This window comes from Paenibacillus sp. PSB04 (assembly GCF_025809195.1).
Classification (GTDB): domain Bacteria; phylum Bacillota; class Bacilli; order Paenibacillales; family Paenibacillaceae; genus Paenibacillus_AQ; species Paenibacillus_AQ favisporus.
In genome coordinates this window covers 2,312,670-2,338,207 of sequence record NZ_CP081301.1, presented here as the reverse complement: position 1 = coordinate 2,338,207, position 25,538 = coordinate 2,312,670, and the positions used below count along the sequence as shown (strand labels likewise).

Here is a 25,538-nt window from a genome sequence, read left to right as displayed (position 1 = left end):
CCCCTTTAAGCAGGCATGTGCTGAATGGCAGCGCTGCGCTTGCTCGAAGGGGATTTTTCGTTTTTGGCTATATATACGGCTGCCTCTAAGATCCACTCATATCCATCCGATAATCATCCCGGCTAACGCGCCGGCAAGAACGACAACCCAAGGCGGGAGCTTCCAGAAGACAAGCAGGATAAATAGCAATAGAGCCAAGGCAAAATCAACCGGTGCCGTAACAGCCGTCGTCCAGATCGGAACATAGAATGCCGCTAACAAGATGCCGACCACGGCAGCGTTAATCCCAATTAGCGCACCTTGCACCCTGGGGCTGTTTCGGAGGCCGTTCCAGAACGGCAGCGCTCCGGCAACCAGCAAAAAAGCAGGCAGGAAAATCGCCACTGTCGCTACAATTGCACCTGTGATTCCGCTGGCCATCGCCCCGAGGTACCCTGCAAAAGTAAACAGCGGTCCGGGAACAGCCTGCGCCGCCCCATAGCCGGCAAGGAAGTCTTCCGGATTCACCCACCCCGTCGGCACCACCTCGCGCTCCAGCAAAGGCAGTACGACATGTCCGCCGCCAAACACCAATGACCCCGAGCGGTAGAAGCTGTCGAACAGGGCAAGCCATTGGATGTCAAACGTTTGTCTTAGGAGCGGCAGCGCAGCGAGCAGGCCGAAAAACAGAACAAGGCAGCCGATCGCGAAAGGTTTGCCCACCGGCATCCGCAGACTTTGGCTGCCAGGATCCGGACCCCTCTTGTACAGCCACAGCCCGAGTATACCCGCGGCGGCAATGATGAGCACTTGTGTATAGGCTGTCGGCCATAGTAACACAAGCGCGGCAGCGCCGACCGCGATCGTGACCCGGGATCGGTCCGGAGTCAGCTTCTGGCCCATCCCCAGCACAGCCTGTGCGACAATAGCGACAGCCACGATTTTAAGCCCATGAATCCAGCCTGCATTTGCGATATCGAAGCCTTGTAGCAATAAGGCGAACAGAACCAACACGATCACGGAAGGCAGCGTAAAGCCTAACCAGGCCATCACACCGCCCCACAGGCCAGCCCGGAGGATGCCAATCCCGATTCCGACCTGGCTGCTTGCCGGACCGGGCAAGAACTGGCAGAGGGCCACAAGATCCGCATAGGCTTTTTCGTCCATCCACTTCCTGCGCCGGACGTATTCGTCATGGAAGTAACCCAGGTGGGCAATCGGACCTCCAAAGGAGGTCAGGCCTAATTTGGTGGAGACGCGAAGCACCTCCCAGAGTGAGCCTGATTTTGCATTAGTAGCTTCTAAGGTTTGTTGTGGTACAGGGTTCAAGCCAATCGCTCCCTAACGTTATTTATACGGTGCTTACTGCCGGCAAATCAAATCCATCATAAACGTTATATGTTGTATGTAGATTAATGGAGTATCAAAAAATTCAAAACACGTGAGTAAAAATACGAATCCCTGATATTTAGTTCTATGGAATACTGTGAAATTCCCCTGTCACCAAAATCAATCGCTAAAAGTTTACAAGTCGGAAACAAGTTGAGATCAAAGCGAAACAACCTTCGGGTAATATGTTCATATACCAAACAGGAGGTTGAACACACCTATGAAAAAAACAGTTACCGCGGCCACAGCCGCTGCCCTTATGATTGCCCTTACCTTGCAAACCGGAGCCGGAGCGGTTCATGCCGCCACCGCGCAGCCTGCCGCTACCAAACCGGCAGTTTCTGCCGCCGTCTCGGCCAAAACGAAGCACGCCAACGCCATTTACAACCACATGATGGAGCTGCTGAAGAAACCGGCGAAGCAGGCGGAAGCACTGGCCTACATGGAGAAAAACATGTATCAAGTAACGCCGTATCAAGCGATGCTGATGGCTCTCAAGATGGAGAATGCCGAAAACGCCAATCTGGAAGCATGGAACCAGAAATTTTACAAAGACAATGTACAGCGCAGCCTCATGAAGCTGATGAAGCAAGGCGACGACCTGACTTCCCTGATCAATAAGACGAGCGACAAAAACCTGAAAACCCTCTTCAAAGGCGCCCGCGACAGCGGCTATCGTCTCGAAACGGCTGAAGGCATGTTCTACCTGGTGCTGGACTACCCGCGTTTCCAGAAGGTTCGCCCTTACGTAACCAACGATATCAAGAGCTATATCGATATCATGACGGCGGAGACGAAAAACCGCTTTGCCAACGACGCGGCGCTGTCGATCAGCTGGCAGGAAGTTATCAAGCGTGCCCAGACCCAGGAAGCATTCGTAAAGTCGTATCCGAAATCCAACCGTGTGACCCAGGTCAAAGCGCTGTACCAGCTGTACCTGTCCATCAGCATGAACGGCCTCAACAACACGCCGATGTTCGACTATGACAGCAAGAAAATCGATCCGAAGGCCAAAGCCGCGCTGGAAGCTGCCGTCAGCAAAGGAAACCCGGCCACGAGCGGCTACCTGAAACGCATCAAGGGATTCCTTGACGTCGTGAACAAAAACAAAGACACCCTGACGCCGGAAGTCCGGAACTACATCAATTCCGCGCTGAAATAATGCCGCTCGTTCATCAGACGAAACTTTTATCGGCTGAATCATCAACCGGATAAAAAATCGTCTATCGACGTACATTCTCCGAAGCTGATCCTTTGTCATATTTAAAAATAGAAAAGGGAGACCGCTGCGATGGTTGCAGGGTCTCCCTTTTTGTAGTTTGGGCGGGCGAAAGCGGATTGCTCCCACGTTGGCACGGTGCACCAAGGGGCGAGCATATCAGCATCCGCCGCCGGGGATCGGCCGCTATTAAATCAGCATGTTATACAGGCTGGAATCCTTGTTCAGCTCCGTATATTTGAGACCTTTCCGGTTCATGCGCTCGATGAGCGGCTCATAATCCTCGCGGCTGTTCAGCTCGATGCCGACGAGCGCCGGTCCGTTCTCTTTGTTGTGCTTTTTCGTATATTCGAAGTTGGTGATGTCATCTCCCGGCCCGAGCACGTCCTCCAGAAATTCGCGGAGCGCGCCGGAGCGCTGCGGGAAATTGATCATAAAGTAGTGCTTGATGCCTTCGTACATGAGCGAACGCTCCTTGATCTCCTGCATCCGGTCGATGTCGTTGTTGCCGCCGCTGATGATGCAGACGACCGTCTTGCCGCGGATTTCATCCCGGTACAGGTCCAGCGCCGCGACCGGCAGCGAGCCTGCGGGCTCAACGACGATTGCATTTTCGTTGTACAGCTCCAGGATGGCCGTGCAGGCTTTGCCTTCCGGCACTTTGACGACGTCGTCCAGCAGGCGGGAGCAGATGTCGTACGGGGTGTCGCCCACCCTTTTCACGGCTGCTCCGTCGACGAACTTGTCGATCTCGTCCAAGGTGACAACGCCCTGCTGAGCCAGCGCCTCGCTCATCGATGCCGCGCCTTCCGGCTCGACGCCGATCACTTTGGTAGCGGGACTGACCGTCTTGATGTACGTCGCCACGCCTGCCGCCAGTCCGCCGCCGCCGATGGTGACAAACACATGATCTGCAGCCGAATCCAGGCTTTCCATCACTTCCATCGCAATCGTGCCGTTCCCTGCAATGATCTTAGGCTCGTCAAACGGATGGATAAACGTCATGCCCTCGCGGTCGCAGGCCTTGATCGCCTCTGCGTAGGCGTCGTCGAACGTGTCTCCGGTCAGAATGACTTCCACGTTGCTGCCGCCAAAGCGCTTGACCTGCTTCACCTTCTGGTTCGGGGTCGTACTTGGCATGTAGATTTTCCCGTGAATATTCAGCGCATGGCAGGAAAAGGCCACACCCTGCGCATGGTTGCCTGCACTCGCGCACACGATTCCCTTCGCCATCTCCTCCGGCGACAGGCTGCGGATCATATTGTAGGCCCCGCGGATCTTGAAGGAACGCACGACCTGCAGATCCTCCCTTTTCAAAAACACGTTGCATTCGTATCTCGCCGACAGGACCGGGTCCCGCTGCAGCGGCGTCCGTACGATAACCTCCCGCAGCACGTGGTGTGCCCGGACGATATCTTCCATGCTGACGGTGCGGGGCTTGTCTGCCGCGCTTTCTCTCTCAGCGTTCACGACAGTGACTCCTTCGGCGCCAGCTGAAGGCTGGGCCTGCGTTTCCTTACCGGTATCTTTCATCTCTTGTTCTCTCCTCACTCCGCTAACCCTCTTTTTAAACGGACGTTTTTATATTACTCAGTAACTTAACGCTTTTGCGGCTTTTTTTCAAGAGGCTCTCTCCCGGCGGGCGCCTATTTTTGAAGATTATAGAATTTATAAAATTCAGCGAAGCTGAACCATTCTATAATCGCAAGAAAAACTTCAGCTAACCGCGGTCTGTCTTCTTTGAAAGTACGTCGATAGACGTTTTTCTTATGGCGTTTTTCCCTAATTGCGCCAACCTTCGGTTTGATCGTAAAAAAAAGCCCTCCCACCCGCTTCGCGGTGGAAGGCCATCAGCTACTGTTTTCCGGAAAGCCAATCGGTGAGCATGTCGACATCGGAGGCCGAGGCATGCCGCAGCGAAACTTTGTCTCCGGATTTACCGGATGCTACCGCCACTTTCAGCGTGGCCAGCTCTTTTCCCGCCTGGAATGGAGTCTGCGAGGTTTTGTGCCACTGTACCTTGGAGATCGGGATCAGCACGGTTTTCTCGGAAAAGCTCCCATAGCGGATGTGAAGCTGGTTCTCCTCCCGGCTCCAGGCCGCCCTCCGGTATTCCATTGATGACGCTGCCCAGGCAAAGAGGGGAAGAACCCATGCAAGCCACCGCCACACGCCGGGCGCGAGCAACCAGGCGGCTGCCGCCAGGATGATACAGATGAGAACAGGCAGCACGGTGTAAGAACGGTAAGATTTACGGCTGACCGGGTTCCAGGTCTGCGGCAGGCGGAAGCCGGGCAAAAAAGCTGCCATCCGCAGAGGAAGCTCGTCATAGCGGACAAGCGGAAACAAATCGACGGCCTTTTTCTCCTCATCCGAGCTGCCTGCGATGACCATTCGAACCGAAGCCCGGCGAAGCAGCTTGTGCAGCGGGTTCTGGGTGATGCGGATCGCCTGAATCCGGTGCGGCTTGATGACGGTTCTTTTTCTTTCCAAAATGCCCCGCTCGATGGTTAACGTACGGCCCTCGGCCTCAACCCGAAAGCCGTACTCCAGTAAGAAGGCGCCTGCAAACGCGAGCAGCCAGGAAAGGATCGCAAGGATGAAGATGAGTCCCGGGATTCCGAAGACCATCAGCCGCGGGGACAGCTGATCCCATACCGGCGTATCCCTCACCCATTCATCCCACAGCTTCAAGCCTCCCCCTACGATCACCATCCAGAGGATCGAGAATTTGCCGCTCGTTGTGCTTAGAATCAGCGTTTGGCCCAGTGACAGCCGCATGCTGTTCAGGGGAGTAGCGTTCGGCTGTTCAGCGTGAACGAGGGAATCGCCGGACGGTTCGGACGCCGCTTTCTCCGGGTTTGCCATGCCGATCTCTCGCTGAATCCGGGCGGCTTCCGCGGCAGAAATCGAACTGAGCACGGCCTCCGGCTCATCTTCACCCCCGGACGTCTCCATTTCCAGGCGAACGAGCCCGAACATTCGATCATACAGGCTGACTGTGATATTCAGAGACTGAATGCGTTCCTTGGTGATCCATAGTTTTCGGCGGACCCACAGCCCGTGTTCCATATAAAGGACGCCGTCCTCCACCCGGTACACAAAACGGCGCCAGCGCAGCCAAGCGAACACGATCAGCATGAGCGCAGCCGCCGCAATCACGCAAGCGGTCAGCATGATGCGGTCGATCTCTTTTCCAAATACGCGATGGATCAGAAAAATACAGAATGGAATTAAAGGCAGCAAGCCCGCCAATTCCTTCCCGGAATGAATCAGAAAGTACAGAATGGATACGGGATGCAGCCGCCGGTTGGCCGGCAAGGGTCCTGGATTAGAGTTCACCGTCCGTCCCTCCTGCCCAATCCGAAATCTGCTTGCGAATATTCTCAGCTTCCTGCTCTGACAATGCAGGAATGCGATGGCTGCCGGCTGCGGTGGAGAACGTGACGGTGGACAGTCCATAAATCTTCTGGATCGGCCCTTGCTTGGAATCCACATGCTGAATACGCACCATCGGGATTAACGTTTTCCTGCGCACCCAGACGCCGTGATTCAGCTCTACGTTCTTTTCCGTAATCTCATATCGCCAGAACCGGTACAGCAAACCGGGCAGCACCGCCAGCTCAAGCACGATAAACAGCAGAACGGCGGCCGCACTCCATCCCGCAATCCAGACGGGCCAGCTGTAAGCCATTGTCAGCCATAGAAGCGCGATAATCAGCACGACACTGATCGCGCTGGCGATCCACCCTTCCATTCTTCGCGCTTTTACCGCCCTCGGATCGATCCGTTTCATGACTGCTCTCCTCCTTCCGCAGACGAATCCACTGGATGAGAGGGACGGTGGACGGCCGATAGAAACAGGTCGGCAAGTTCCGCCGCGTATCCCGAAAGGTCCAGGCCGGGATTGACGAGCAGCTGGCTTGCGACGCCATCAATGGCGCTGCGGATGGCCGCTGCAGTCACACGAGCGGAGCGTTCGGTAAACGGCTTGAACTCCCCGGCCTCCTGCCCCCATCGCAATATTTCGATAAGAGGCTCCAGGATCAAGTCATCGGCGGCTCCTCCGAACCGAAGCTTTCCGTCCGCCGTGCGCGCATTCGTGACAACTTCCGTTAAAGCTACGATATAGTCACGGTGCCCGCCCATAAATTCCAGGTTCGATTCGATATAGGTCTTCAACATATCGCTAGGTGTCGTTTGTCCCTCGACTCGTGGAGACATGAAGCGTGCTCCGGCATCAAAGACCTCATGGACGATTTGCTCCATTAACTCATCCTTGCTGGCGAAGTGGTAGGTGAACACGCCTTTGCTTACACTGGCACGCTTGACGATTTGTCCCACCGAGGCCTGGGCGTAACCAAGCTCGGCAATCGTATGGATTGCGACCTCCACGATTTGCTGCCTTCTCTTCGATTGTTCCATTGACTCCCCCGCCCCCTATTGGAGTTCAGCTGCTTCGTAGATTCTAACAAATCGTACGACTGTACTAATTAGTTTAGTACGTGTGTACTAAGTTGTCAATATCCAAACCGTTGAGGCAGTATGGATCCGCCAGAAAATTGGTGACTGGGGCAACTAAGGGCCTATACTGCTTGAAGACCTCACTATCATGATGCATGAAATGTGTGGATTTGTTTTGATGGGTAAGCATAAAAAAAAGCCCACCTTAAATGGGCCTTTTCTAAGTCTTTTATTCTCAGGTTAAACGTTACGTTAGCTCAGGTGATGCGAATGAACATTTCGTTTGGTGAAGTACTAACCTTCGGGATTTTCCTGGTAGCGTTACTCACTTACATCGATAAACGAAAATAACCCACTCTTAAGGTCGGCACCTAAGTGGGTTATTTTCAAGGTCAAGCTTGATCCTGGAGGGAAATCCCACTCAAGATGTTTGTGCTAGGGAGTAGCCTGGGCCGGCTGCTCCTTATTTATTGTTATCTTAGCATCCGGCAAGATATACCACAAGCTATGCAAAATGAAAAATATGACTTATTCTTGCACCTGCCGGATCAGACGGTCCCGGAGCTCATCCGCCAGCTTGATCGACGGAGTATCATGGATAACTGTCCCAGGCCGATTCCCCTCGCCCAGGATATAGCCCCCAAACTTTGTTCCGAAAAAGCCGAAAATATGCTGAAACTGCTGGATCAGCGGCAGTCCTTTCAGCTGTGGATCGTCGCCGCCGACCGCAATCACATAAGCGGTTTTGGACTTCATCGATTCCCGGAAATGCGGACGCTGATCGTCCCTGAGCGTTTGGGACCAGCGATCGATAAAGTTTTTCATATGGCCCGACATGCCGTACCAATACACCGGCGTGGCAAAAATCACAGTATCCGCGGCCAGCACGCGGTCAATCAGCGCGTTGTAATCGTCGCCCACATCTTGAAACCCCTGCTCGGTATGTCGAAGATCCTCAATCGGTTGAACGGTATACTCTTTCAGCACAATCCGGTCCACGCCGGCAAATCCCCGGACGACCCGCTCGGTCAGAAGCTCCGTATTCCCGTCTGGACGCGTACCCCCATAAATAACAGTGATGCTCATCGTATTTCACTCCTTGACGTTTACATTCAGGTCTGCTCACTCCACCATTTTTTTGACCGTATTCGTAACATGGCCACAATCCCATAATACAACGGAATCAGCTCGATAAATATCCACACCAGCACCGTAATAAAGGAGAAATAATGCTTCTGGTAGGCAGACAAGTGGTAGGCGTAATAAAACGCAATCCCCGCCGAAACGAGCGTCAGCGAAGGGACGATGATTCCCTCTCCTCTACCTTTCGTAAAATAGGACATGCACTTGGTCCCGGCATATATCAAAAAGGAGCAATGGATCAGCATCGAAGCCGTCCATACCCCGATCATAAATGGGGCGGAGTTTTCCAACAGGCCATCGTCTATTTTACCTCGGATAATTTCGAGGAATGGATATTGGATCTGCTTGGCATAATGCGGACTGAAATTAAGCAGCGTAAACATCCAGCCTGACAACAAGACGAAGGAATTTCCAATCGATGCAACCGCCAGCTTGGCGAACGTCCCTTTGCCGAATGTAAATTCCGGAGCAAGAAACAGAAAGACCACCCACTCGCTCACGACCGAAAACGTAGCCATTGTGTTGCTGAAAAAAGTAGGCAGGTCAAAATAATGAAAAAAAGCCGGAAGCATCTGCACACTGGCGTTTTCAGCATAAAAATAGGTGATCAGCAGCGTGGTTGCAAAGATCAGCAAAAAAAGGCCATCCGACATGTAGACAAGCGTCCTTGCCCCCAACCGGACGACGTAGAGGATCACGAGGCTGATAATGAGCTGGATGAACCAGGGCGGGGTTCCTTTCAAGTAATTGGTCCCGAAAAACAACACGAAGCTTTGGATATCGTAGGAGGCGTAGTACACCGTCCATACGAGCAGCATAATAACGAAGGCTCCATGTATCCCTTTACCCATGATTCGGTTTCCGAAAGTGACCCAGGAGGACGCGGGCTGAAGCTTGCCGACATAGACCACATAGAACAAAATGATGAAGCCCAGGAGGGAACCGAACACGATGCCCGCAATTCCTTGATAGCTTGACGTGGATACCAGCTCTGGAATAAGGAAGATGGACGCCTGGGAGTTAAAATAGACAAAGGCAAATCGGGCCAACCTCCAGTTGTTGTTTGAAGTCATTTCGCCTCGCTCCCCTTCTCAATATTCTTTCCCGTAATCGTCCAGGCTCAGCTTGGTAACTACGCGTACCTCGGCATCCTTCTTATAGTGTTCCGGCCATTTGCCTTTCACCTGCTGCCAGTACTGCGGGGCGTTCCACTCCAGAAGAAACCCGAGCTGAAGCACATCAGCTCCGATTTGTTGAGAGTAGGCAATGCTCTTCCGGAAGTCTTCGGAGACGGTTTCTCTCATTTGATTCATGATGGTCCCGCTGACGTCCTTCACGAAGCGGTGAGAAGCGTCCTTTTTGGCTATGATGCTGGCCCTGCCTTTGAGATGAACCGTGAAAACCGGGCCGTTTGGGGTCATTTTGACCGAAGTTTTGCCGTTCGTATAAGTGAATTTAAGATCTGCTTTGCTCTTGCCGTGATCCCATTGAACGGAATAAATCGGAAATTTGAGATGCCCATAGGCCCATGCGATCGTTTTGGCTTCTTCATAGGGAAGCGTGCCTTTCAATCGGCCTTGCTGAAACAAAGCCGCCCCTTTTATTCCCGTCCACGTTTCGCTTTTATGAGCATCGGCGGCGGAATGGATCTTGTCGTTCTGCAATAAGGTGGCGGCGTATCCCAATCCTGCCGCGTCCGCGACGAGACAGTCCTTAATGGTCGTATTCAGCATATAACCTTGGGTGGCGAAGCTTAGCAGCACCGTGGTGGGCAGCTGTTCAAAAATCGGCGTCAGGTGTGCGGCATCATCCAGCTTACCGGAAGCAACTAACAAGTATGCCCCGATCGGGACATCGGGTTCCCTCTTGATCCATTCCAGAAGATCGCCGATGCCCTGCTCGCCGTATTGCTCGCTGATCATCACGACTTTGATTTCGGACAGGCTGAGCTGGCGCGACAAATCTTTGTGGATATATTCCAGCGCCTTGCCGATGCTCGTGGATTGCTTGGTGATCAAGGAGTAGGGCTTATCCTTGCCGCCTCCCCCGCCGCTTAACTGGTCCGAATCCAGGCGGTTGGTCAGAGGGGTGCTGATCGAGACCTTCACCGTTCCGGGTTCTTCGCCGACATCGACAAACACCCCGTTTACGAAAATACGCTGATCCAGCTCGACTTTGGACCAGCATCCAGTGATGCTGCACAACAAGATTACCATCAGCCCAATTTTCATAAGTGTCGTTTTCATAGGAATCGATTATCTCCTCCGATGCCGGATTCTCGAAAAGGCGCTGCTGCGTTTGTTCATCAGAGGTGATGACAGCCGCAACAGCGTATCTTTCCAATCGGACAGGACGAGCGGTGCGACCGGCTGCAAATATGGGGCCCCGAAGGACCTTAAGTGCACCAGATGCGCGTACAGAACGAAAGTACCTGCGAATATGCCGATCAGCCCCATCGAACCACCCAAAATGAGAAACGGGAAACGGAGCATCCGAAAAATAAGCCCCAGCTCCAGATGGGGAATGATATAAGAGGCCACCCCTGTGATCGAAACGACGATGACCATGGGAGCGGAGACGATGCCTGCCTGAACGGCGGCTTGGCCGATGACGATCCCCCCGATGATCGAGACCGTCTGGCCGACAGGCTTCGGAATTCTCATGCCCGCCTCCCGCAGCGCTTCAAAGGTCAGCTCCATCAGCAGCGCTTCCGTTAATGCCGAGAACGGGATGCGTTCACGGGCCGATGCGATCGTAATCAGCAGATGAGCCGGAAGGACTTGAGGGTGGAACGTCGTAATCGCTACGTATAATGAAGGCAATAAAATCGACAGCAGTGAAAAAGCGAATCGGACCGTGCGAATCCAGCTGGCTGCAAAGGGACTCTGAAAATAATCCTCCGAGGCCTGCAATAACGAAAACAAGGTGACCGGAGCGATCACAGCATTGGGTGCCCCATCCATCAAAATGCAGACGCGCCCCTCGAGCAAAGAGGCTGCAACGGCATCAGGCCGCTCCGTATATTGAAATATCGGAAACGGCGTGGAGCTTTCCTTGAAATGCTCCACTACATAGCCAATACCGAAAATCCCATCGATGGATAGGCTTTGCAGCTTGCTGTCGATTTCGGCTAACACTTCGTTTTTGGGCAGGCCCTCGATATAAACCACATAAACCAACGTGTTGGTATAGTCGCCGATTGTATATTCCTTCATCTTCAGCTTCGGATGCCGGATCTTATGGCGCAGCAGGGACAGGTTGCTCTGAATATCCTCGATAAAAGCCTCTTGCGGACCCGTAACGACCAATTCGTTTTGCGATTCCGCAATCGATCTTTTCTGGTACTGTACGGTGTCAAAATAGTAAAAATCGTCCGTTTGATCCACATGCAGGACGGCCTTCCCTTGTACGACCAGGACGGATGCCTCTTCTGGGCCGGAAATGGAATGATAGACGATCGGAAACGCGTTTCCTTGCTGCAGGTTACGGCGAAAAGCATCCCAACTCCCCGTCCGGCTTTCGGCCAGCAAAAAACGGGCGATGTTCTTTTGAAGCATCGCTTGGTCTACAATGGAAGGTATATAAAATAACGTACAAGTTCTACCGTCAATGAGAAATGGCTGGCAAACCAGATCCGGGGAATCCTTCAGCTGCTGTTTGAGGATATCCAGTGCGGTTCCCTTCATAGTTTCCACCTCTTGTGTACGATGATCGGTTCTCATATCATGCCGGAAATGAAGTCAAATTATTCCTTAATGATGACAATCAAGCTGTCACCAATACATTGCTATAATCAAAAGTACCAGCCGAAGACATTGCACACACTTTAATCCAAGAAGGAGGATGTAACACGATGAAGCCAAGTATATCCGTTTTGACCCTGGGGGTAGACGACTTGGAAAGGGCGCTGGCCTTTTACCGGGATGGCTTGGGGCTGCCTACGGAAGGCATTATTGGAACAGAGTTTGAGCACGGCGCGGTCGCGTTCTTTGACCTTCAGGCCGGGGTGAAGCTGGCTGTCTGGAAAAGGGACGACCTTGTCCACGACGCCAACATCGAGCGCACGGCCCCCAGCAGTGCGGAGTTTACGATCGGCCACAACGTTACCAGCAAGGAAGAGGTCGATCAAGTGATGGAACAGGCGCGTCAGGCGGGAGCTACTATCACCTCACCCGCGCACGACACGTTCTGGGGAGGGTACTCCGGTTATTTTCAGGACCCTGACGGGCACCTGTGGGAAATCGTCTGGAATCCCGCTTGGGAGTTTCCGGCGGAGTAAAGAGAACGAAATTCCAACGCAACAAAAAAAGGCTGCCGGGATGAGTCCCAAGCAGCCTTTTCCTTATGTTCGATCAAATCATTATGCTTTGCTGTTAAAATGACGCTCAAACCAGGCGGTCGCCGCATCAATCTCCAGCTTGCTCAGCTGGTGTCCGTAATCTGCCCAATGCAGCTCGGAATCCGCACCGGCGTCTGACAGCAGCGAATGAAGCTCCTCGGTTTCGCTGATGGAGCAGATTGGGTCATTCGTCCCTGCCCCGATAAATACCGGAACGCCGGTTAGATCAGGCAGCTCCTTCCCGCGCAGCGGAACCATCGGATGCAGCAGTACTGCGCCCTGCAGGGCGTCGCTGTAATGGAACAGCAGGCTCGCGGCAATGTTGGCGCCGTTGGAGAAGCCGACAGCCACCATCCGGTTCCGGTCGATGGAATACTGCGCTGCCGCCTCATCCAAAAAGGCCTTCAGCTCATGCGTCCGCGCAATCAAATCTTCCTCATCAAACACCCCTTCGGCCAGTCTCCGGAAGAAACGCGGCATGCCGTGCTCCAGAACGTTTCCCCGCACACCAAGCACGGATGCCCCTGGTGCTATCATGTCTGCGATCGGGAGCAAATCCCGCTCATTCCCACCCGTTCCGTGAAGAAGAACCAATACGGGTGCCTCCGGCCGACTTCCTTGAACAAAAATATGCTTCATACTCATCATTGTACGCCTCCCAACGCACGGACCTGAATGTCCGGCAAAAGTTGTTCTATCACTTCACGCTGCGGCTCATACCACTCGGGCAGCATGAGATGTGTCCCCATTTCCGCTTCCGGCTCATCCCGTGCAAACCCTGGCGGGTCTGTGGCGATCTCAAACAAAATCCCGCCCGGCTCGCGGAAATACACCGCATTAAAATACTGACGGTCGACGATCTGCGTCGGACGAAGACCGGCTTCCTCCACCAGACTTCTCCATGCCTCATGCTCGGCAAAATCCTTGGCACGCCAGGCGATATGATGCACCGTACCGGCACCGGCGGTCCCCCGCTCTTCCTGACCGATATTCACGTCGATGATGTTGCCGATATCGCCGGTGCTGCGGTAACGGACCTGGCCTTGGTCTTCGCCGATTTTGGCCAGTCCGAGGATTTCTTCCAGAACCAGCATCGTCTGCTTAGGGTTATTGCTTCCCAAAACGGCGCCGCCAAATCCCTTAATGGCATGGTCCACTGGAACCCCGCTGAAGGACCAGCGGCTTGGCGCCCCCTCGGCCCGCTCCAGCAATTCAATCTGCAGACCGGAAGGATCTTTGAATTGAATGTACGTTTCTCCGAATCTTTCCGTCGTGCCGTACGCCAAATCCAGAGAGCTCAGACGCTGTATCCAAAAATCCAGGCTTCCCGGAGGAACGGCATACACCGTCGTTTTCACCTGTCCGCCGCCAACGGTACCTGTTCGGCTATTGTCCCTCGGAAAAAACGTAACAATCGTCCCCGGACTGCCGTGCTCGTTACCAAAGTACAGGTGGTACACGTTTGGTGCATCGAAGTTGATCGTCTTTTTCACCAGTCGAAGTCCGAGCACCCCTGCGTAAAAATCAACGTTTTCCTGAGCGTTGTTCACGAATGCGGTAATGTGGTGGATCCCTGTCGTCTGCAGCATGGTTTGAAACCTCCTCTATGCTCTCTGAATTTTAAACCTCTCATTGCGTTTACGACTTGCCAAACCTGATCTGAATTTATTTTAATATTAAGATTTATAAATATATAATATATGATTTCGAGACTTTTGGCAAGGGGGTATACGAAGAGTGATATGCTGAACAACAAAAGGCGCCCCTTCGGTCGTGTGCCGACCTCGGAACGCCTTCTATCTCAGACCCGGCAAAATGTACCGGGCAATATCCCTAGGGACATCCATAGGGACATCCATAGGGACATCCATAGGGACATCCATAGGGATGCATTTCTAGCGAAACATTTTTATTTCCCGCTCTTCACCAACGCCTTGGCGGCGATGTCCGTGCGGTTCTGCTTGCCCTCGAAGGTAATCTTCTCGGCCTGCGCGTATGCCTTCGCGCGGGCTTCGGCGATGTCGGCACCCAGGCCGACGACGCCCAGCACGCGGCCGCCGCTGGTGACGAACTCGCCCTGCCCGTTCTTTGCGGTTCCCGCATGGAACACGAGGGCGTCTGCCGCGTTGACTTGATCCAGCCCCTGTATCGGCAGCCCCTTCGGATACGAAGCGGGATAGCCGCCCGATGCGAGCACGACGCACACGGCGGCCTCATCGCTCCATTCGATGTCGATATCGGCCAGTGTACCGTTCACGACCGCGAGGAAAATGTCGAGCAGATCCGTCTTCAGCCGCGGCAGCACGACCTGGGTCTCCGGGTCGCCGAAGCGGGCGTTGAACTCGATCGTGGTCGGCGTACCATCCGGCTGGATCATCAGCCCGGCGAAGAGCACGCCGCGGAACGGCCGGCCTTCGGCGACCATCGCTTTGGCGGTCGGCTTGATGATATTTTCGACAGCGGCTTCAATAATCGCCGGATCCACATGCGGCAGCGGCGAATAGGTGCCCATACCGCCCGTGTTCGGACCCTTGTCCCCGTCAAACACCGGCTTATGGTCCTGCGCAGCCGCCATCGGCCGCACCGTCTCGCCGTCGACAAAGGACAAAATCGACATTTCCTGCCCCTGCAGGAACTGCTCGATGACGACCTGAGCGCCGGATTCGCCGAATACTTTGGCGACCATGATGTCGCGAAGCGCTTTTTCCGCTTCCTCCATCGTAAACGCCACGGTGACGCCTTTCCCTGCGGCAAGTCCGTCCGCCTTAATGACGATCGGTGCCTGCTGCGACTGCAGATATGCGGATGCTTCTTCGTAATTGTCGAATTTGCGGTAAGCCGCCGTAGGAATGTTGTATTTATGCAGCAGGTCCTTCATGAACGTTTTGCTGCCCTCGATTTCAGCCGCCTTGCGGTTAGGCCCGAATACCGGAATATTTTTCGCCTCAAAAGCATCCACGATGCCGTCTGCCAGCGGATCGTCCGGTCCGACGACGACCAATCCCACTTCTTTCGTCAAAGCAAAGTCCGTCAGCTTGTCGAATTCATTGACCTGAATCGGCACGCATTCGGCGATCTGCCCGATCCCCGCATTTCCCGGGGCGCAGTAGATCTGTCCCGCCTTCGGGCTCTTATGCAGCGCCCATACGATGGCATGCTCGCGGCCCCCGCCGCCAATCACCAAAATATCCATGTCCGCCTCCCGTTTCTTCGTTTATGCACGTTAATTTTTCCTCAGAACTTAAACATCCTGTCGTAATACCGCCGCCAAGATTACGGTGCCGACACCGTTTATAGCAGACAGCCGCGTTCAGCGGAGATTTTGATGACGGGAAGCAGCAGCTGGAGGTGACTTTTCCGACAACAGCCCAACTGTAGTCACCCTTCCCAAACGTTATCCCAAACCTCTTAAACGCGGCTATCTCAGCCTTTTTCACTTTTCAGTGCATAGCGGCAATGACTTTACATATGACGGTATTGACTTTCTCCCAGCCAGACCGGCGAGTTCCCGTCTTAGTGTTTAAAATGTCTGACGCCCGTAAATACCATCGCAATGCCGTACTCGTTGGCGACTTTAATGGACTCCTCGTCCTTGATGGAGCCGCCAGGCTGAATGACCGCCGTGATCCCGGCTTTGGCCGCCAGCTCCAGCGTATCGCCCATCGGGAAAAACGCATCGGATGCGAGCACCGATCCCTTGGCTTTGTCGCCCGCCTGCTCGATGGCGATTTTGGCGGAGCCGACGCGGTTCATCTGACCCGCACCCACACCAACGGTCATGTTGTCCGCGGCCAGTACGATCGCGTTGGACTTCACGTGCTTGACGACCTTCCAGCCGAACAGCAGCTGCTTCAGCTCCTCTTCGCTAGGCGCACGATCAGTTACGACTTTCAGATCGGCTTCGTCCAGCGAATGCACGTCGCTTTCCTGCACGATCATGCCGCCGTCGACCGACGTGACGACAAATTGGCTGGTCCGTTCCTTGGAAGAACCGAATTCGCCCATTTTCAGCAGACGGATGTTCTTCTTCTTCGTCAAAATTTCGAGTGCCTCATCGGTGAAGCCCGGTGCCAGCACGATTTCCAGGAAAATTTCGCTGAGCAGCGCCGCGGTGTCGCTGTCGATAATGCGGTTAGCTGCGACGATGCCGCCAAAAATGGAGGTCGGATCCGCGCTGTATGCTTTTTTATAAGCTTCCAAAATGCTTTCGCCTGTACCTACACCACAAGGGTTCATATGCTTGACAGCCACGACAGCCGGTTCGTCGAATTCTTTGACGATCTGCAGCGCCGCGTTGGCGTCGTTGATGTTGTTGTACGACAATTCCTTGCCGTGCAGCTGCTCGGCGGTTGTAATAGTGCCGGATGGAGCGAGCGGTTTGCGGTAGAACGCCGCTTTCTGGTGCGGATTCTCGCCGTAACGAAGGTCTTGGATCTTCTCGTAAGTAACCGTCAAACGCTCAGGAAGAGGATCGCCTGTGACGTTCGACAAATAATCGGAAATGAGGGCATCGTATGCGCCGGTGTGGCGGAAAACTTTGGCTGCAAGCCGTTTGCGCGTCTCCAGCGTCGTATCTCCGTTCTCGCGGATTTCCGCAAGTACAGTGCCGTAGTCGGCCGAATCGACAACTACGCTGACAAACGCATGATTTTTGGCTGCCGAACGAAGCATGGTCGGACCGCCGATGTCGATATTTTCGATCGCATCTTCATAGGTAACGTCCGGTTTGGCAATCGTCTCCTGGAACGGATACAGGTTTACGACCACCAGATCGATGTAGTCCAGGCCCAGCTCTTTCATCTGCTGCTGATGCTCTTCGCTGTCACGGACAGCCAGAAGGCCGCTGTGTACCGCCGGATGCAGCGTTTTGACGCGTCCATCCAAAATTTCAGGGAACCCGGTTACTTCGGAAATGCCGATGACCGGCACGCCTTCCTGTGCCAGCAGGCTTTTGGTGCCCCCTGTCGAAATGATCTCCACGCCCAATGCAGACAGCTCGCGGCAAAAATCCACGATGCCCTTCTTATCCGATACGCTGACCAGCGCTCTTTTAATACTCACGATATGCTCCTCCTTTATGTGTAAAAACGATAACTTTCGCTCGAAGCTCATTTATTTCCCGAGAAATATCGAAAAGATTCCCCGGCATCCGCCGGAAGCGGGCCGAGCCGACAAAACCGTCAAATCCCTCCACAAAGCGCACTTTTTGCTCGATAACGGCCGAAGTCTTTGCGGAAACACCGAAATTTATCATTTCTTATATAAGTTGAACGATTGAAATGGATGATAGGGGCAAGTACGTAAAACGTTCCTACGATCGCTCTTGTTTTCGTATTTCTTGATTGATGGATCCAACCTAATGGAGAAATCCGAAAGCCAAATGCGAACGCTTCGCTTCTTCAGAATCCTTTTACTCCCTTGCCCTGCATCCTATTCTTTTAATTCAACTTATATTATACGAAAAAGCCGCTGACAGCCGCCGCCATTCGTGTCGGAACCGCAGCAGGTGTCCTTTATCCCCTTACCGTATCTCTATATCTTTGTGTTGTTACATCTCCAACCACATCAAGGCATCATCCCTTAAGCAGCGTAACTTTCCGGCCCTCCAGCTTCACTCTACCCTGGGCAAAAAGAGCAACGACCTGCGGGTACAGCTCCTGTTCTACAGCATGCACCGCCTGCGCAAAAGACTCCTCCGTCTCATGCTCGGCCACCTCGATCGCCCGCTGGGCGATAATCGGTCCGGTATCCATGCCGCCGTCCACAAAATGCACGGTTACGCCGCTCAGCTTGACGCCATAGTCCAGCGCTTGCCCGATCGCGTTTGTCCCGGGAAATGCCGGGAGCAGCGACGGATGAATGTTGATCAGGCGACCTGCATATTTGTCGACGATCACGGAGGTCAGCAGACGCATGTAACCTGCCAGCACGACCAGATCGATGTCCAGCTCCTCGAGCTTGGCGACGATTTCCGCTTCATATTCCTCGCGCGATCCGTACTGTTTGGGAACGAACAGATGCGTGGGAATGCCGAGGCGCTCCGCCCGGCCGACGACAGGGGCCGCCGGTTTGTCGCAGACGAGCAGCTCCACCGTCGCGCCGCCGAGCCTTCCCTCAGCGGCCGCTTCGGCCAATGCCTGAAAGTTGCTTCCCGTTCCGGAAGCAAACACAGCAATCCGGTAGCCGCTCATTAGACATCGGCTCCCGTAAAGGTCACAACCGACTCACCCGGCGTTACCGACCCGATGATGTACGCTTCCTCGCCGCTCGCCTTGAGCAGCTCCAGCGCCTGCTGCGCATCGCCTTCGCTGACGACAAGGACAAGCCCGATACCCATGTTGAATGTGGTGAACATATCGCGGTTGGCAATACTGCCCTTGCTCTGCATCAGCTCAAAGATCGGCAGGATCGGCCAGGAACCGTAACGGATGTCCACGTTGACGTTCGCAGGCAGCATGCGCGGAATGTTCTCGATGAAGCCGCCGCCGGTGATGTGCGCCATGCCTTTCACGTTGACCTTTTCCAGCAGAGCCAGCAGGGGCTTCACATAGATTTTGGTCGGTGTCAGCAGGACGTCGCCCAGCTTGCCGCCCAGTTCAGGGATTTCATCGTGCAGGCTGTAGCCGGACTGCTCAAGCAGGAGCTTGCGCACCAGGGAAAAGCCGTTGCTGTGCACGCCGCTCGACGCGATGCCAATGACCGTATCTCCAGGGGCGATGGACGCGCCGTTGATGATTTTGCTTTTATCGACAACGCCGACGGTAAAGCCCGCGATATCGTATTCGCCTTCAGCATACATACCGGGCATTTCGGCGGTTTCGCCGCCGATCAGCGCGCAGCCGGACTGATGGCAGCCCTCGGCGATGCCGGCCACGATCGCTTCGATCTTCTCCGGCACGACCTTGTCGCATGCCAAGTAGTCAAGGAAAAACAGCGGCTCTGCCCCCTGCACCACGATGTCGTTGACGCACATGGCCACCGCGTCGATCCCGATCGTGTCATGGCGGTCCATGGCGAAGGCGATTTTCAGCTTGGTGCCGACCCCGTCCGTTCCGGAAACGAGCACAGGCTCCTCATATTTGTCCTTGTTCAGGCCGAACAGCGCCCCAAAGCCGCCAAGATCTGTCATCACTTCCGGACGGAACGTCCGTTTCACGTGCTTCTTCATCCGTTCTACCGCTTCATTTCCGGCCGCGATATCCACACCGGCATTTTTATAAGCCTCAGACACTCCAACGACACTCCTTTGTCAAATGCTCCGCCACTTTTTAAGCGGGTAAAGTATTCATATCCTGAATCGATCCACAGACACAGCCCAAACCTTCAGCCCGGCAATGCCATCGCGATCCGTAATCGCCCTGCATTCCAAGTCCATCAGCAGCTGCAGCCAAACTTCTCTTCACCGTTAAAATCCAGATGCGTCGGATAATCGTTGTCGAAACAAGCCAGGCACAGACCGCCCTTATAATCATCCGCATTGTTGCCTGCAATCGCAGTGATCAGACCCTCCGGGCTAAGGAACGCCAGCGAATCGGCGTTAATTTCCCGGCAGATTTCTTCCACCGACTTGCTTGAGGCAATCAGCTCGCGCCGGTCCGGCGTGTCGATGCCGTAAAAGCACGGATTTTTAAAAGGCGGCGACGTAATCCGCACATGCACTTCCACCGCCCCGGCTTCGCGAAGCAGGTTCACGATCCGGCGGGAGGTCGTGCCGCGGACGATCGAATCGTCGATCATGACGACCCGCTGGCCTTCAACCACACGCCGCACAGCGCTGAGCTTCATCTTGACGCCCTGCTCGCGCAGCTCCTGGCTTGGCTGGATAAAGGTGCGGCCCGTGTATTTGTTTTTGATGAGCCCCATCTCGTACGGGATCCCCGTCTGCTCCGCGTAACCAATCGCCGCGGAAATACTGGAATCCGGCACCCCGGTCACGATGTCGGCGTCGACAAACGATTCGATCGCCATCCGGCTGCCCATCCGCTTGCGGGCGGCGTGCTGGTTCGAGCCGTTCATGTCGCTGTCGGGACGGGCAAAATAGATGTACTCCATCGCACACAGCGATTTACGGTGCTTCTTCTCCTCGAACCGGTCTTCATGCAGGCCGTCTTTGTCGAGAATAAGCAGCTCGCCCGGCTCGATGTCGCGGATCAGCTCCGCGCCGATCGTCTCGAGCGCGCAGGTCTCCGAGGCGAAAATATACGCCTCACCGAGCTTGCCCATCGTCAGCGGCCGCAGCCCGTGCGGATCCGACGCGACCAGCAGCCGGTCGTTCGTCATGATCAGGAACGCGTAGCCGCCGACGATGCGGTTGAACGCGTCTTTGGCCGCAGAGACGAGATCCTTCGGCGAACGCGCGATCAGATGCGCGATGACCTCCGTGTCGCTCGTCGTCTGGAATATCGACCCGCCTTCCTCCAGCTCGCGCCGGATTTGCGGGGCGTTCACGATATTGCCGTTGGTCGCCACGGCCAGGTCGCCGTCACGGTACTTGAACACCAGCGGCTGCGCGTTCGTCAGCTTGCTGTCGCCGCTCGTCGAATAGCGCACGTGCCCGATGGAGATGTCCCCGGTCAGGGAAGCCATCATATCTTTGTCGAATACCTCTTTGACGAGACCCATGCCGCGGTGGTAGTGAAATTCCTCGCGGTCGCTGACACACATCCCCGCGCTTTCTTCCCCGCGGTGCTGCAGGGCATGCAGCCCGTAGTAGGACAAAGAAGCGGCGTCCGGGTGTCCATAGACCCCGAACACGCCGCATTCTTCTTTTAATTTGTCGAACAGCCCGTCTTTGCCCGAGCCTTCGTTATAGTAGTCTCCCGTCCACAGCGTTTGCGGTGTTACTTCATGAGACATGGAATCGCATCCTCCCAGACCTGCTTCAAGCCTCCTACACTTTCGTTCACGGCCGAAGCACCGTTGATGTCAACCACCAGACTGTCGCCTTCCACGATGCCGATTTCGGCAACCGGCACGCCTTGACCTTCAATATAAGCTTTCAGCTGCTCTGCCTTGTCCCGGGATGCCGAGAGCAGGATGCGGGATTGGGATTCGCTGAACAGGGCTACGTCCGGACGCAGGCCGGTTTCGACATGCACCTGGGCACCCAGCGAACCGCTGATGCAGGACTCGGCCAGAGCCACTGCAAGACCGCCCTCGGACAAGTCGTGCGCCGACTGTACGAGTCCTTGCTGGATCGCACCAAGCACGGAAGACAGCAGTTTTTTCTCCGTGTCCAGGTCGAGCGCCGGAGGACGTCCTTCCGTTGCCCCATGCACGACGTATTGGAACTCGCTGCCGCCCAGCTCCGCTTTCGTGTCGCCGAGCAGGAAGATGACGTCGCCTTCTTGTTTGAAGCCTTGTGTCGTAATATGATCCGTATCATGCACCAGACCGACCATGCCGACGACCGGCGTCGGGTAGATCGCTCCGCTGGCGTTCTCATTGTACAGGCTGACGTTACCGCCGATGACCGGCGTATCCAGCACGCGGCAGGCTTCGGCCATGCCGTCTACCGCACGCTCCATCTGCCAGAAAATATCCGGCTTCTCCGGACTGCCAAAGTTCAGGTTGTCCGTGATCGCCAGCGGCTCGGCGCCGGAGCAGACGATGTTGCGCGCGGCTTCACTGACCGCGATGCGACCGCCGACTTCCGGATCGAGATACACGTACCGCCCGTTGCAGTCGGTCGTCATCGCGAGGCCTTTGCGCGTGCCTTGGATCGTAACCACTGCCGCGTCGGAACCCGGACGGACCGCCGTGCTCGTGCGGACCATGTAATCGTACTGATTGTATACCCAGGCTTTGCTGGCAACCGTCGGGGAAGCCAAAACTTGCTTCAGGGCGCCGCCCAAGTCTTTCACTTCTTCATAGCGCAGCGTATCGACGCCGGCGTTTGCTTCGTAATAAGCAGGCACGCTCGACGGCTTGTTGTACACCGGGCACTCGTCAACGAGTGCCTTGACCGGCATGTCGCCAACGACTTCGCCATGGTGGAACAGCTTCAGGCGTCCATCGTCGGTCACTTTGCCGACCTTGGCGCAGATAACGCCCCAGCGCTCGAAAATTTCCATTGCCTGCGCTTCGTCCTTCGGCTCGACGACGAACAGCATGCGCTCCTGGGATTCGGAGAGCATCATTTCGTACGGCGTCATGCCTTCTTCACGCTGCGGCACCTGGTCGAGGTACAGCTCCAGGCCGTTGCCCGCCTTGCTCGCCATCTCCGCGCTGGAGCAGGTCAAGCCGGCTGCGCCCATGTCCTGAATGCCGAGCACGATCCCCGAATCGATCAGCTCCAGGGTCGACTCCATCACCAGCTTCTCCATGAACGGGTCGCCGACCTGAACGGCCGTCTTCTTCGCTTCCGACTCTTCGCTGAGCTCAACCGAAGCAAACGTCGCACCGTGGATGCCGTCGCGGCCGGTAGGAGGACCTACGTAAAAGACCGGGTTGCCCACGCCTTTAGCCACGCCGCGCTGAATTTTGTCGTGGTCGATCAGACCGACGCACATCGCGTTGACCAGCGGATTGCCGTCGTAGCTGTTGTCGAACATCACCTCACCGGCCACCGTCGGAATACCGATGCAGTTGCCGTATCCGGCGATGCCGGCTACAACATGCTCAAACAGATACTTCACGCGGTCGCTTTCGAGCTTGCCGAAACGCAGCGAGTTGAGCAGCGCCACCGGTCTTGCACCCATCGAGAAAATGTCGCGGATGATGCCGCCCACGCCGGTCGCGGCGCCTTGGTAAGGCTCTACCGCGGAAGGGTGGTTATGGCTTTCGATTTTGAACACGACCGCCTGGTTGTCGCCGATGTCGACGATCCCCGCGCCTTCGCCCGGTCCCATCAGGACCCGCGGGCCGCTGGTCGGGAAGCGGCGCAGCAGCGGCTTCGAATTTTTGTAGGCACAGTGCTCAGACCACATGACGCTGAACACGCCGATTTCGGTATAGTTCGGCTGACGTCCCATAAAGGAGCAGATCAGCTCGTATTCACTGTCCGATACCCCAAACTGCTGATAGATTTTCTGTTCCGCAATCTGTGCTGCGGTCGGTTCTTTAGCGGACACTTGCTGCGCCATGGGTATCCCTCCAAGCCTTCAAAATGGATGTAAACATACGCTTGCCGTCCTCGGAGCCGAGCAGGGAGTTCACTGCGCGTTCCGGGTGCGGCATCATGCCGACGACGTTGCCGCGCTCATTGCAGATGCCGGCGATATCCAGAACGGAGCCGTTCGGATTGCTGCTGTAGGTGAAGACGATTTGGTTATTATCCTGAAGACGCGCGAGCGTCTCTTCATCACAATAGTAATTCCCTTCGCCGTGGGCGATCGGAATGACGATTTCTTCATTTTCGCTAAAGTCGGTCGTGAACGGCGTGCGGTTGTTCGCCACCTTCAGCACTGTGTCATGACAGCGGAACTTCATGGACGTGTTGCGCAGCAGTGCGCCCGGCAGCAGACCCGCTTCCGTCAGGATTTGGAATCCGTTGCATATGCCCAGAATGTATTTGCCTTGCTCTGCAGCCTTGGCCACTTCACTCATGACTGGAGCAAACCGCGAGATTGCCCCGCAGCGAAGGTAGTCGCCGTAAGAGAAACCGCCAGGAACCAGAATGCAGTCGTAAGCGGACAGGTCTGTTGCGGTATGCCAGACGTAATCGACAGGCTCCCCGAGTGTTTCCTCTACCGCTTTGTAGCAGTCGATATCACAGTTGGAGCCGGGAAAGACGAGAACTGCAAATTTCATGGATGTTAGCCCTCCAATTCGTATCGGTAATCCTCGACCACCGTATTCGCCAGAAGCTTCTCACACATGGCTTTGACGCGTTGTTCCGCCTCAGCACGGTCATTCGTGTCCAGCTGAAGCTCCATGTATTTCCCGATGCGGAGGCTCGACACTTCCTCGAATCCCATCGAATGAAGCGCTCCCTGCACCGCAACCCCCTGCGGATCGAGTACGCCCTGCTTAATAGTGACATAGACCGTAGCTTTCATCATGTTCTTCTAGTTCCTCCTCTAGGAATGAGTGAATGAGTGAATGAATCTTTTTCAGGCCTGCATTAGCTAAAAAATCGTCTAAAACCTAAGTTCATTACTACAGCGGGTTCTATCTTAAACGCGCTTCGTCAGGCGTTCGTAAATATCCACGTATCTGCGGGTCGTTTCGTCTACTACCGGCTGCGGCAGCGGGTCCGGCTGGCTGTTCTTGTCCCATGGTGTTGAGGCAAGGTAGGATCGCACCGGCTCCTTATCCATACTGTCGATCTCGATGTCCAGCGCGTAGTTTTCCTTCGCCCAGAAGCGTGAGGAGTCCGGCGTAAAAATCTCGTCGATCAGGATTACCTTGCCGTCCAGTACGCCGAATTCGAACTTGCAGTCCGCCAAAATGATGCCGCGCTCATCGCAGTACCGCCGCGCGAAGTCGTACAGCTTCAGGCTTTTCTCCTGGAGCTCCTGCGCCAGCTCTGCGCCGATCAATGCCTTCATGCGCTCCATGGAGATGTCCTCGTCATGGCCGACATCGTTTTTGGCCGCCGGCGTGAAGATCGGCTCCGGAAACGCCTCGTTCTTGCGGATGCCCTCCGGCAGCTTGATGCCGTTCACTTCACCGCCCGCCTGGTACTGCCTCCAGCCTCCGCCGGTAATATAACCGCGCACGACGCATTCCATGTCGATACGCTCGGCTTTGCGGACCACCATGATCCGGTCCTTCAAGAGCTCCTTGTTCTTCGCCACGGCGCCCAGGCGCTCGACGTCCGTATGGACAACATGGTTGTCCATGAAGTCCTTCGTCATTTCGAACCAGAACGCGCTCAGCTTGTTCAGCACGTTGCCCTTCTCGGGCACCGGCGGCTCCAGCACATAGTCAAAAGCGGATATGCGGTCGGTGACCACGATCAGCACATGTTCTCCCAAATCGTAAAGCTCGCGTACCTTGCCTTTGTACAGCAGCGGCGCGTCTACCAGTTCGACCGCAGTCGATACAGCCGGTGATGTCATG

Annotated in this window: 22 protein-coding genes; 2 read left to right on the top strand and 20 right to left on the bottom strand. The window is 55.1% G+C overall.

The features are described from left to right. Positions 1-96 precede the first annotated feature (96 nt). Positions 97-1,308: a chromate transporter gene (locus K2F33_RS10935; RefSeq protein ID WP_263881644.1), complete on the bottom strand. Its 1,212-nt coding sequence runs from the start codon at positions 1,306-1,308 to the stop codon at positions 97-99. 280 nt (positions 1,309-1,588) lie between these two features. Between K2F33_RS10935 and K2F33_RS10930 the strand changes: the two genes are divergently transcribed. Beyond that, positions 1,589-2,530: a hypothetical protein gene (locus K2F33_RS10930; RefSeq protein WP_263881643.1), complete on the top strand. Its 942-nt coding sequence runs from the start codon at positions 1,589-1,591 to the stop codon at positions 2,528-2,530. A 246-nt stretch (positions 2,531-2,776) separates the two neighbouring features. On the opposite strand, the gene ilvA is transcribed toward K2F33_RS10930, so the two are convergent. The 8 genes from ilvA to K2F33_RS10890 all read right to left on the bottom strand — a co-directional run bounded on the left by ilvA (position 2,777) and on the right by K2F33_RS10890 (position 11,880). After that, the gene (gene ilvA / locus K2F33_RS10925; protein ID WP_234489521.1) at positions 2,777-4,009 is read right to left on the bottom strand and encodes a threonine ammonia-lyase IlvA; all 1,233 of its coding nucleotides are present in this window, start codon (positions 4,007-4,009) and stop codon (positions 2,777-2,779) included. 432 nt (positions 4,010-4,441) lie between these two features. Continuing rightward, positions 4,442-5,929, bottom strand: coding sequence for a PH domain-containing protein (locus tag K2F33_RS10920; RefSeq protein ID WP_263881642.1), 1,488 nt, complete (start codon positions 5,927-5,929; stop codon positions 4,442-4,444). Further along, positions 5,919-6,383, bottom strand: a complete 465-nt coding sequence (locus tag K2F33_RS10915; protein ID WP_212985490.1) for a PH domain-containing protein — start codon at positions 6,381-6,383, stop codon at positions 5,919-5,921. Before K2F33_RS10915 ends, K2F33_RS10920 begins: the two co-directional genes overlap by 11 nt. Beyond that, complete coding sequence (locus K2F33_RS10910; RefSeq protein WP_263881641.1) at positions 6,380-7,012, bottom strand: TetR/AcrR family transcriptional regulator; 633 nt, start codon at positions 7,010-7,012, stop codon at positions 6,380-6,382. Before K2F33_RS10910 ends, K2F33_RS10915 begins: the two co-directional genes overlap by 4 nt. A 567-nt stretch (positions 7,013-7,579) precedes the next feature. Next, the gene (locus K2F33_RS10905; protein WP_076176797.1) at positions 7,580-8,137 is read right to left on the bottom strand and encodes a flavodoxin family protein; all 558 of its coding nucleotides are present in this window, start codon (positions 8,135-8,137) and stop codon (positions 7,580-7,582) included. 26 nt (positions 8,138-8,163) lie between these two features. After that, entirely contained in the window at positions 8,164-9,267 is a 1,104-nt protein-coding gene (locus tag K2F33_RS10900; protein ID WP_263881640.1) for a spore germination protein, read from the bottom strand. Between the two features lie 18 nt (positions 9,268-9,285). Beyond that, positions 9,286-10,440 carry a Ger(x)C family spore germination protein gene (locus tag K2F33_RS10895; protein ID WP_076176799.1) on the bottom strand — a complete coding sequence of 385 codons (1,155 nt, stop codon included), beginning with the start codon at positions 10,438-10,440 and terminating at the stop codon, positions 9,286-9,288. 9 nt (positions 10,441-10,449) lie between these two features. Next, complete coding sequence (locus K2F33_RS10890) at positions 10,450-11,880, bottom strand: spore germination protein (protein WP_076176800.1); 1,431 nt, start codon at positions 11,878-11,880, stop codon at positions 10,450-10,452. Between the two features lie 167 nt (positions 11,881-12,047). On the opposite strand from K2F33_RS10890, the gene K2F33_RS10885 reads away from it, so the two are divergent. Beyond that, positions 12,048-12,473, top strand: coding sequence for a VOC family protein (locus K2F33_RS10885; RefSeq protein WP_076176801.1), 426 nt, complete (start codon positions 12,048-12,050; stop codon positions 12,471-12,473). Positions 12,474-12,554: 81 nt separating this feature from the next. On the opposite strand, the gene K2F33_RS10880 is transcribed toward K2F33_RS10885, so the two are convergent. The 11 genes from K2F33_RS10880 to K2F33_RS10830 form a co-directional block, all read right to left on the bottom strand. Next, a complete protein-coding gene (locus K2F33_RS10880; RefSeq protein WP_212971186.1) occupies positions 12,555-13,178 on the bottom strand; it encodes an alpha/beta hydrolase in 624 nt (207 codons plus the stop codon). Next, positions 13,178-14,122 (bottom strand): ring-cleaving dioxygenase, encoded by a 945-nt coding sequence (locus K2F33_RS10875; RefSeq protein WP_263881639.1) that lies wholly within the window; start codon positions 14,120-14,122, stop codon positions 13,178-13,180. The genes K2F33_RS10880 and K2F33_RS10875 overlap by 1 nt, the downstream gene beginning before the upstream one ends. A gap of 320 nt (positions 14,123-14,442) precedes the next feature. Then, positions 14,443-15,726, bottom strand: coding sequence for a phosphoribosylamine--glycine ligase (purD, locus tag K2F33_RS10870; RefSeq protein ID WP_263881638.1), 1,284 nt, complete (start codon positions 15,724-15,726; stop codon positions 14,443-14,445). 320 nt (positions 15,727-16,046) lie between these two features. After that, a complete protein-coding gene (gene purH / locus K2F33_RS10865) occupies positions 16,047-17,594 on the bottom strand; it encodes a bifunctional phosphoribosylaminoimidazolecarboxamide formyltransferase/IMP cyclohydrolase (protein ID WP_076176805.1) in 1,548 nt (515 codons plus the stop codon). Positions 17,595-18,106: 512 nt separating this feature from the next. Continuing rightward, positions 18,107-18,724, bottom strand: a complete 618-nt coding sequence (purN, locus tag K2F33_RS10860) for a phosphoribosylglycinamide formyltransferase (RefSeq protein ID WP_163880686.1) — start codon at positions 18,722-18,724, stop codon at positions 18,107-18,109. Then, positions 18,724-19,764 (bottom strand): phosphoribosylformylglycinamidine cyclo-ligase, encoded by a 1,041-nt coding sequence (gene purM / locus K2F33_RS10855; protein WP_192717201.1) that lies wholly within the window; start codon positions 19,762-19,764, stop codon positions 18,724-18,726. The genes purN and purM overlap by 1 nt, the downstream gene beginning before the upstream one ends. A gap of 143 nt (positions 19,765-19,907) precedes the next feature. Beyond that, entirely contained in the window at positions 19,908-21,389 is a 1,482-nt protein-coding gene (gene purF, locus K2F33_RS10850) for an amidophosphoribosyltransferase (RefSeq protein ID WP_076176809.1), read from the bottom strand. Further along, complete coding sequence (gene purL, locus K2F33_RS10845) at positions 21,374-23,617, bottom strand: phosphoribosylformylglycinamidine synthase subunit PurL (RefSeq protein ID WP_089548981.1); 2,244 nt, start codon at positions 23,615-23,617, stop codon at positions 21,374-21,376. The genes purF and purL overlap by 16 nt, the downstream gene beginning before the upstream one ends. Further along, on the bottom strand, positions 23,595-24,284 hold the full coding sequence (gene purQ / locus K2F33_RS10840) for a phosphoribosylformylglycinamidine synthase subunit PurQ (RefSeq protein WP_212985500.1): 690 nt from the start codon (positions 24,282-24,284) through the stop codon (positions 23,595-23,597). Before purQ ends, purL begins: the two co-directional genes overlap by 23 nt. 5 nt (positions 24,285-24,289) lie before the next feature. After that, positions 24,290-24,535, bottom strand: coding sequence for a phosphoribosylformylglycinamidine synthase subunit PurS (purS, locus tag K2F33_RS10835; RefSeq protein WP_076176812.1), 246 nt, complete (start codon positions 24,533-24,535; stop codon positions 24,290-24,292). A gap of 114 nt (positions 24,536-24,649) precedes the next feature. Next, positions 24,650-25,537: a phosphoribosylaminoimidazolesuccinocarboxamide synthase gene (locus tag K2F33_RS10830; protein WP_212970877.1), complete on the bottom strand. Its 888-nt coding sequence runs from the start codon at positions 25,535-25,537 to the stop codon at positions 24,650-24,652. Position 25,538: the final 1 nt, after the last annotated feature.

What these genes read in the sequence shown, in the direction of transcription:
- K2F33_RS10880 (WP_212971186.1), bottom strand. Translation starts at nt 13,178, where the DNA reads ATGAGTATGAAGCATATTTTTGTTCAAGGAAGTCGGCCGGAGGCACCC.
- K2F33_RS10885 (WP_076176801.1), top strand. Translation starts at nt 12,048, where the DNA reads ATGAAGCCAAGTATATCCGTTTTGACCCTGGGGGTAGACGACTTGGAA.
- purN (WP_163880686.1), bottom strand. Translation starts at nt 18,724, where the DNA reads ATGAGCGGCTACCGGATTGCTGTGTTTGCTTCCGGAACGGGAAGCAAC.
- K2F33_RS10910 (WP_263881641.1), bottom strand. Translation starts at nt 7,012, where the DNA reads ATGGAACAATCGAAGAGAAGGCAGCAAATCGTGGAGGTCGCAATCCAT.
- K2F33_RS10875 (WP_263881639.1), bottom strand. Translation starts at nt 14,122, where the DNA reads ATGCTGCAGACGACAGGGATCCACCACATTACCGCATTCGTGAACAAC.
- purQ (WP_212985500.1), bottom strand. Translation starts at nt 24,284, where the DNA reads ATGAAATTTGCAGTTCTCGTCTTTCCCGGCTCCAACTGTGATATCGAC.
- ilvA (WP_234489521.1), bottom strand. Translation starts at nt 4,009, where the DNA reads ATGGAAGATATCGTCCGGGCACACCACGTGCTGCGGGAGGTTATCGTA.
- K2F33_RS10905 (WP_076176797.1), bottom strand. Translation starts at nt 8,137, where the DNA reads ATGAGCATCACTGTTATTTATGGGGGTACGCGTCCAGACGGGAATACG.
- K2F33_RS10830 (WP_212970877.1), bottom strand. Translation starts at nt 25,537, where the DNA reads ATGACATCACCGGCTGTATCGACTGCGGTCGAACTGGTAGACGCGCCG.
- purL (WP_089548981.1), bottom strand. Translation starts at nt 23,617, where the DNA reads ATGGCGCAGCAAGTGTCCGCTAAAGAACCGACCGCAGCACAGATTGCG.
- purF (WP_076176809.1), bottom strand. Translation starts at nt 21,389, where the DNA reads ATGTCTCATGAAGTAACACCGCAAACGCTGTGGACGGGAGACTACTAT.
- K2F33_RS10930 (WP_263881643.1), top strand. Translation starts at nt 1,589, where the DNA reads ATGAAAAAAACAGTTACCGCGGCCACAGCCGCTGCCCTTATGATTGCC.
- purS (WP_076176812.1), bottom strand. Translation starts at nt 24,535, where the DNA reads ATGATGAAAGCTACGGTCTATGTCACTATTAAGCAGGGCGTACTCGAT.
- K2F33_RS10915 (WP_212985490.1), bottom strand. Translation starts at nt 6,383, where the DNA reads ATGAAACGGATCGATCCGAGGGCGGTAAAAGCGCGAAGAATGGAAGGG.
- K2F33_RS10890 (WP_076176800.1), bottom strand. Translation starts at nt 11,880, where the DNA reads ATGAAGGGAACCGCACTGGATATCCTCAAACAGCAGCTGAAGGATTCC.
- purD (WP_263881638.1), bottom strand. Translation starts at nt 15,726, where the DNA reads ATGGATATTTTGGTGATTGGCGGCGGGGGCCGCGAGCATGCCATCGTA.
- K2F33_RS10900 (WP_263881640.1), bottom strand. Translation starts at nt 9,267, where the DNA reads ATGACTTCAAACAACAACTGGAGGTTGGCCCGATTTGCCTTTGTCTAT.
- K2F33_RS10895 (WP_076176799.1), bottom strand. Translation starts at nt 10,440, where the DNA reads ATGAAAACGACACTTATGAAAATTGGGCTGATGGTAATCTTGTTGTGC.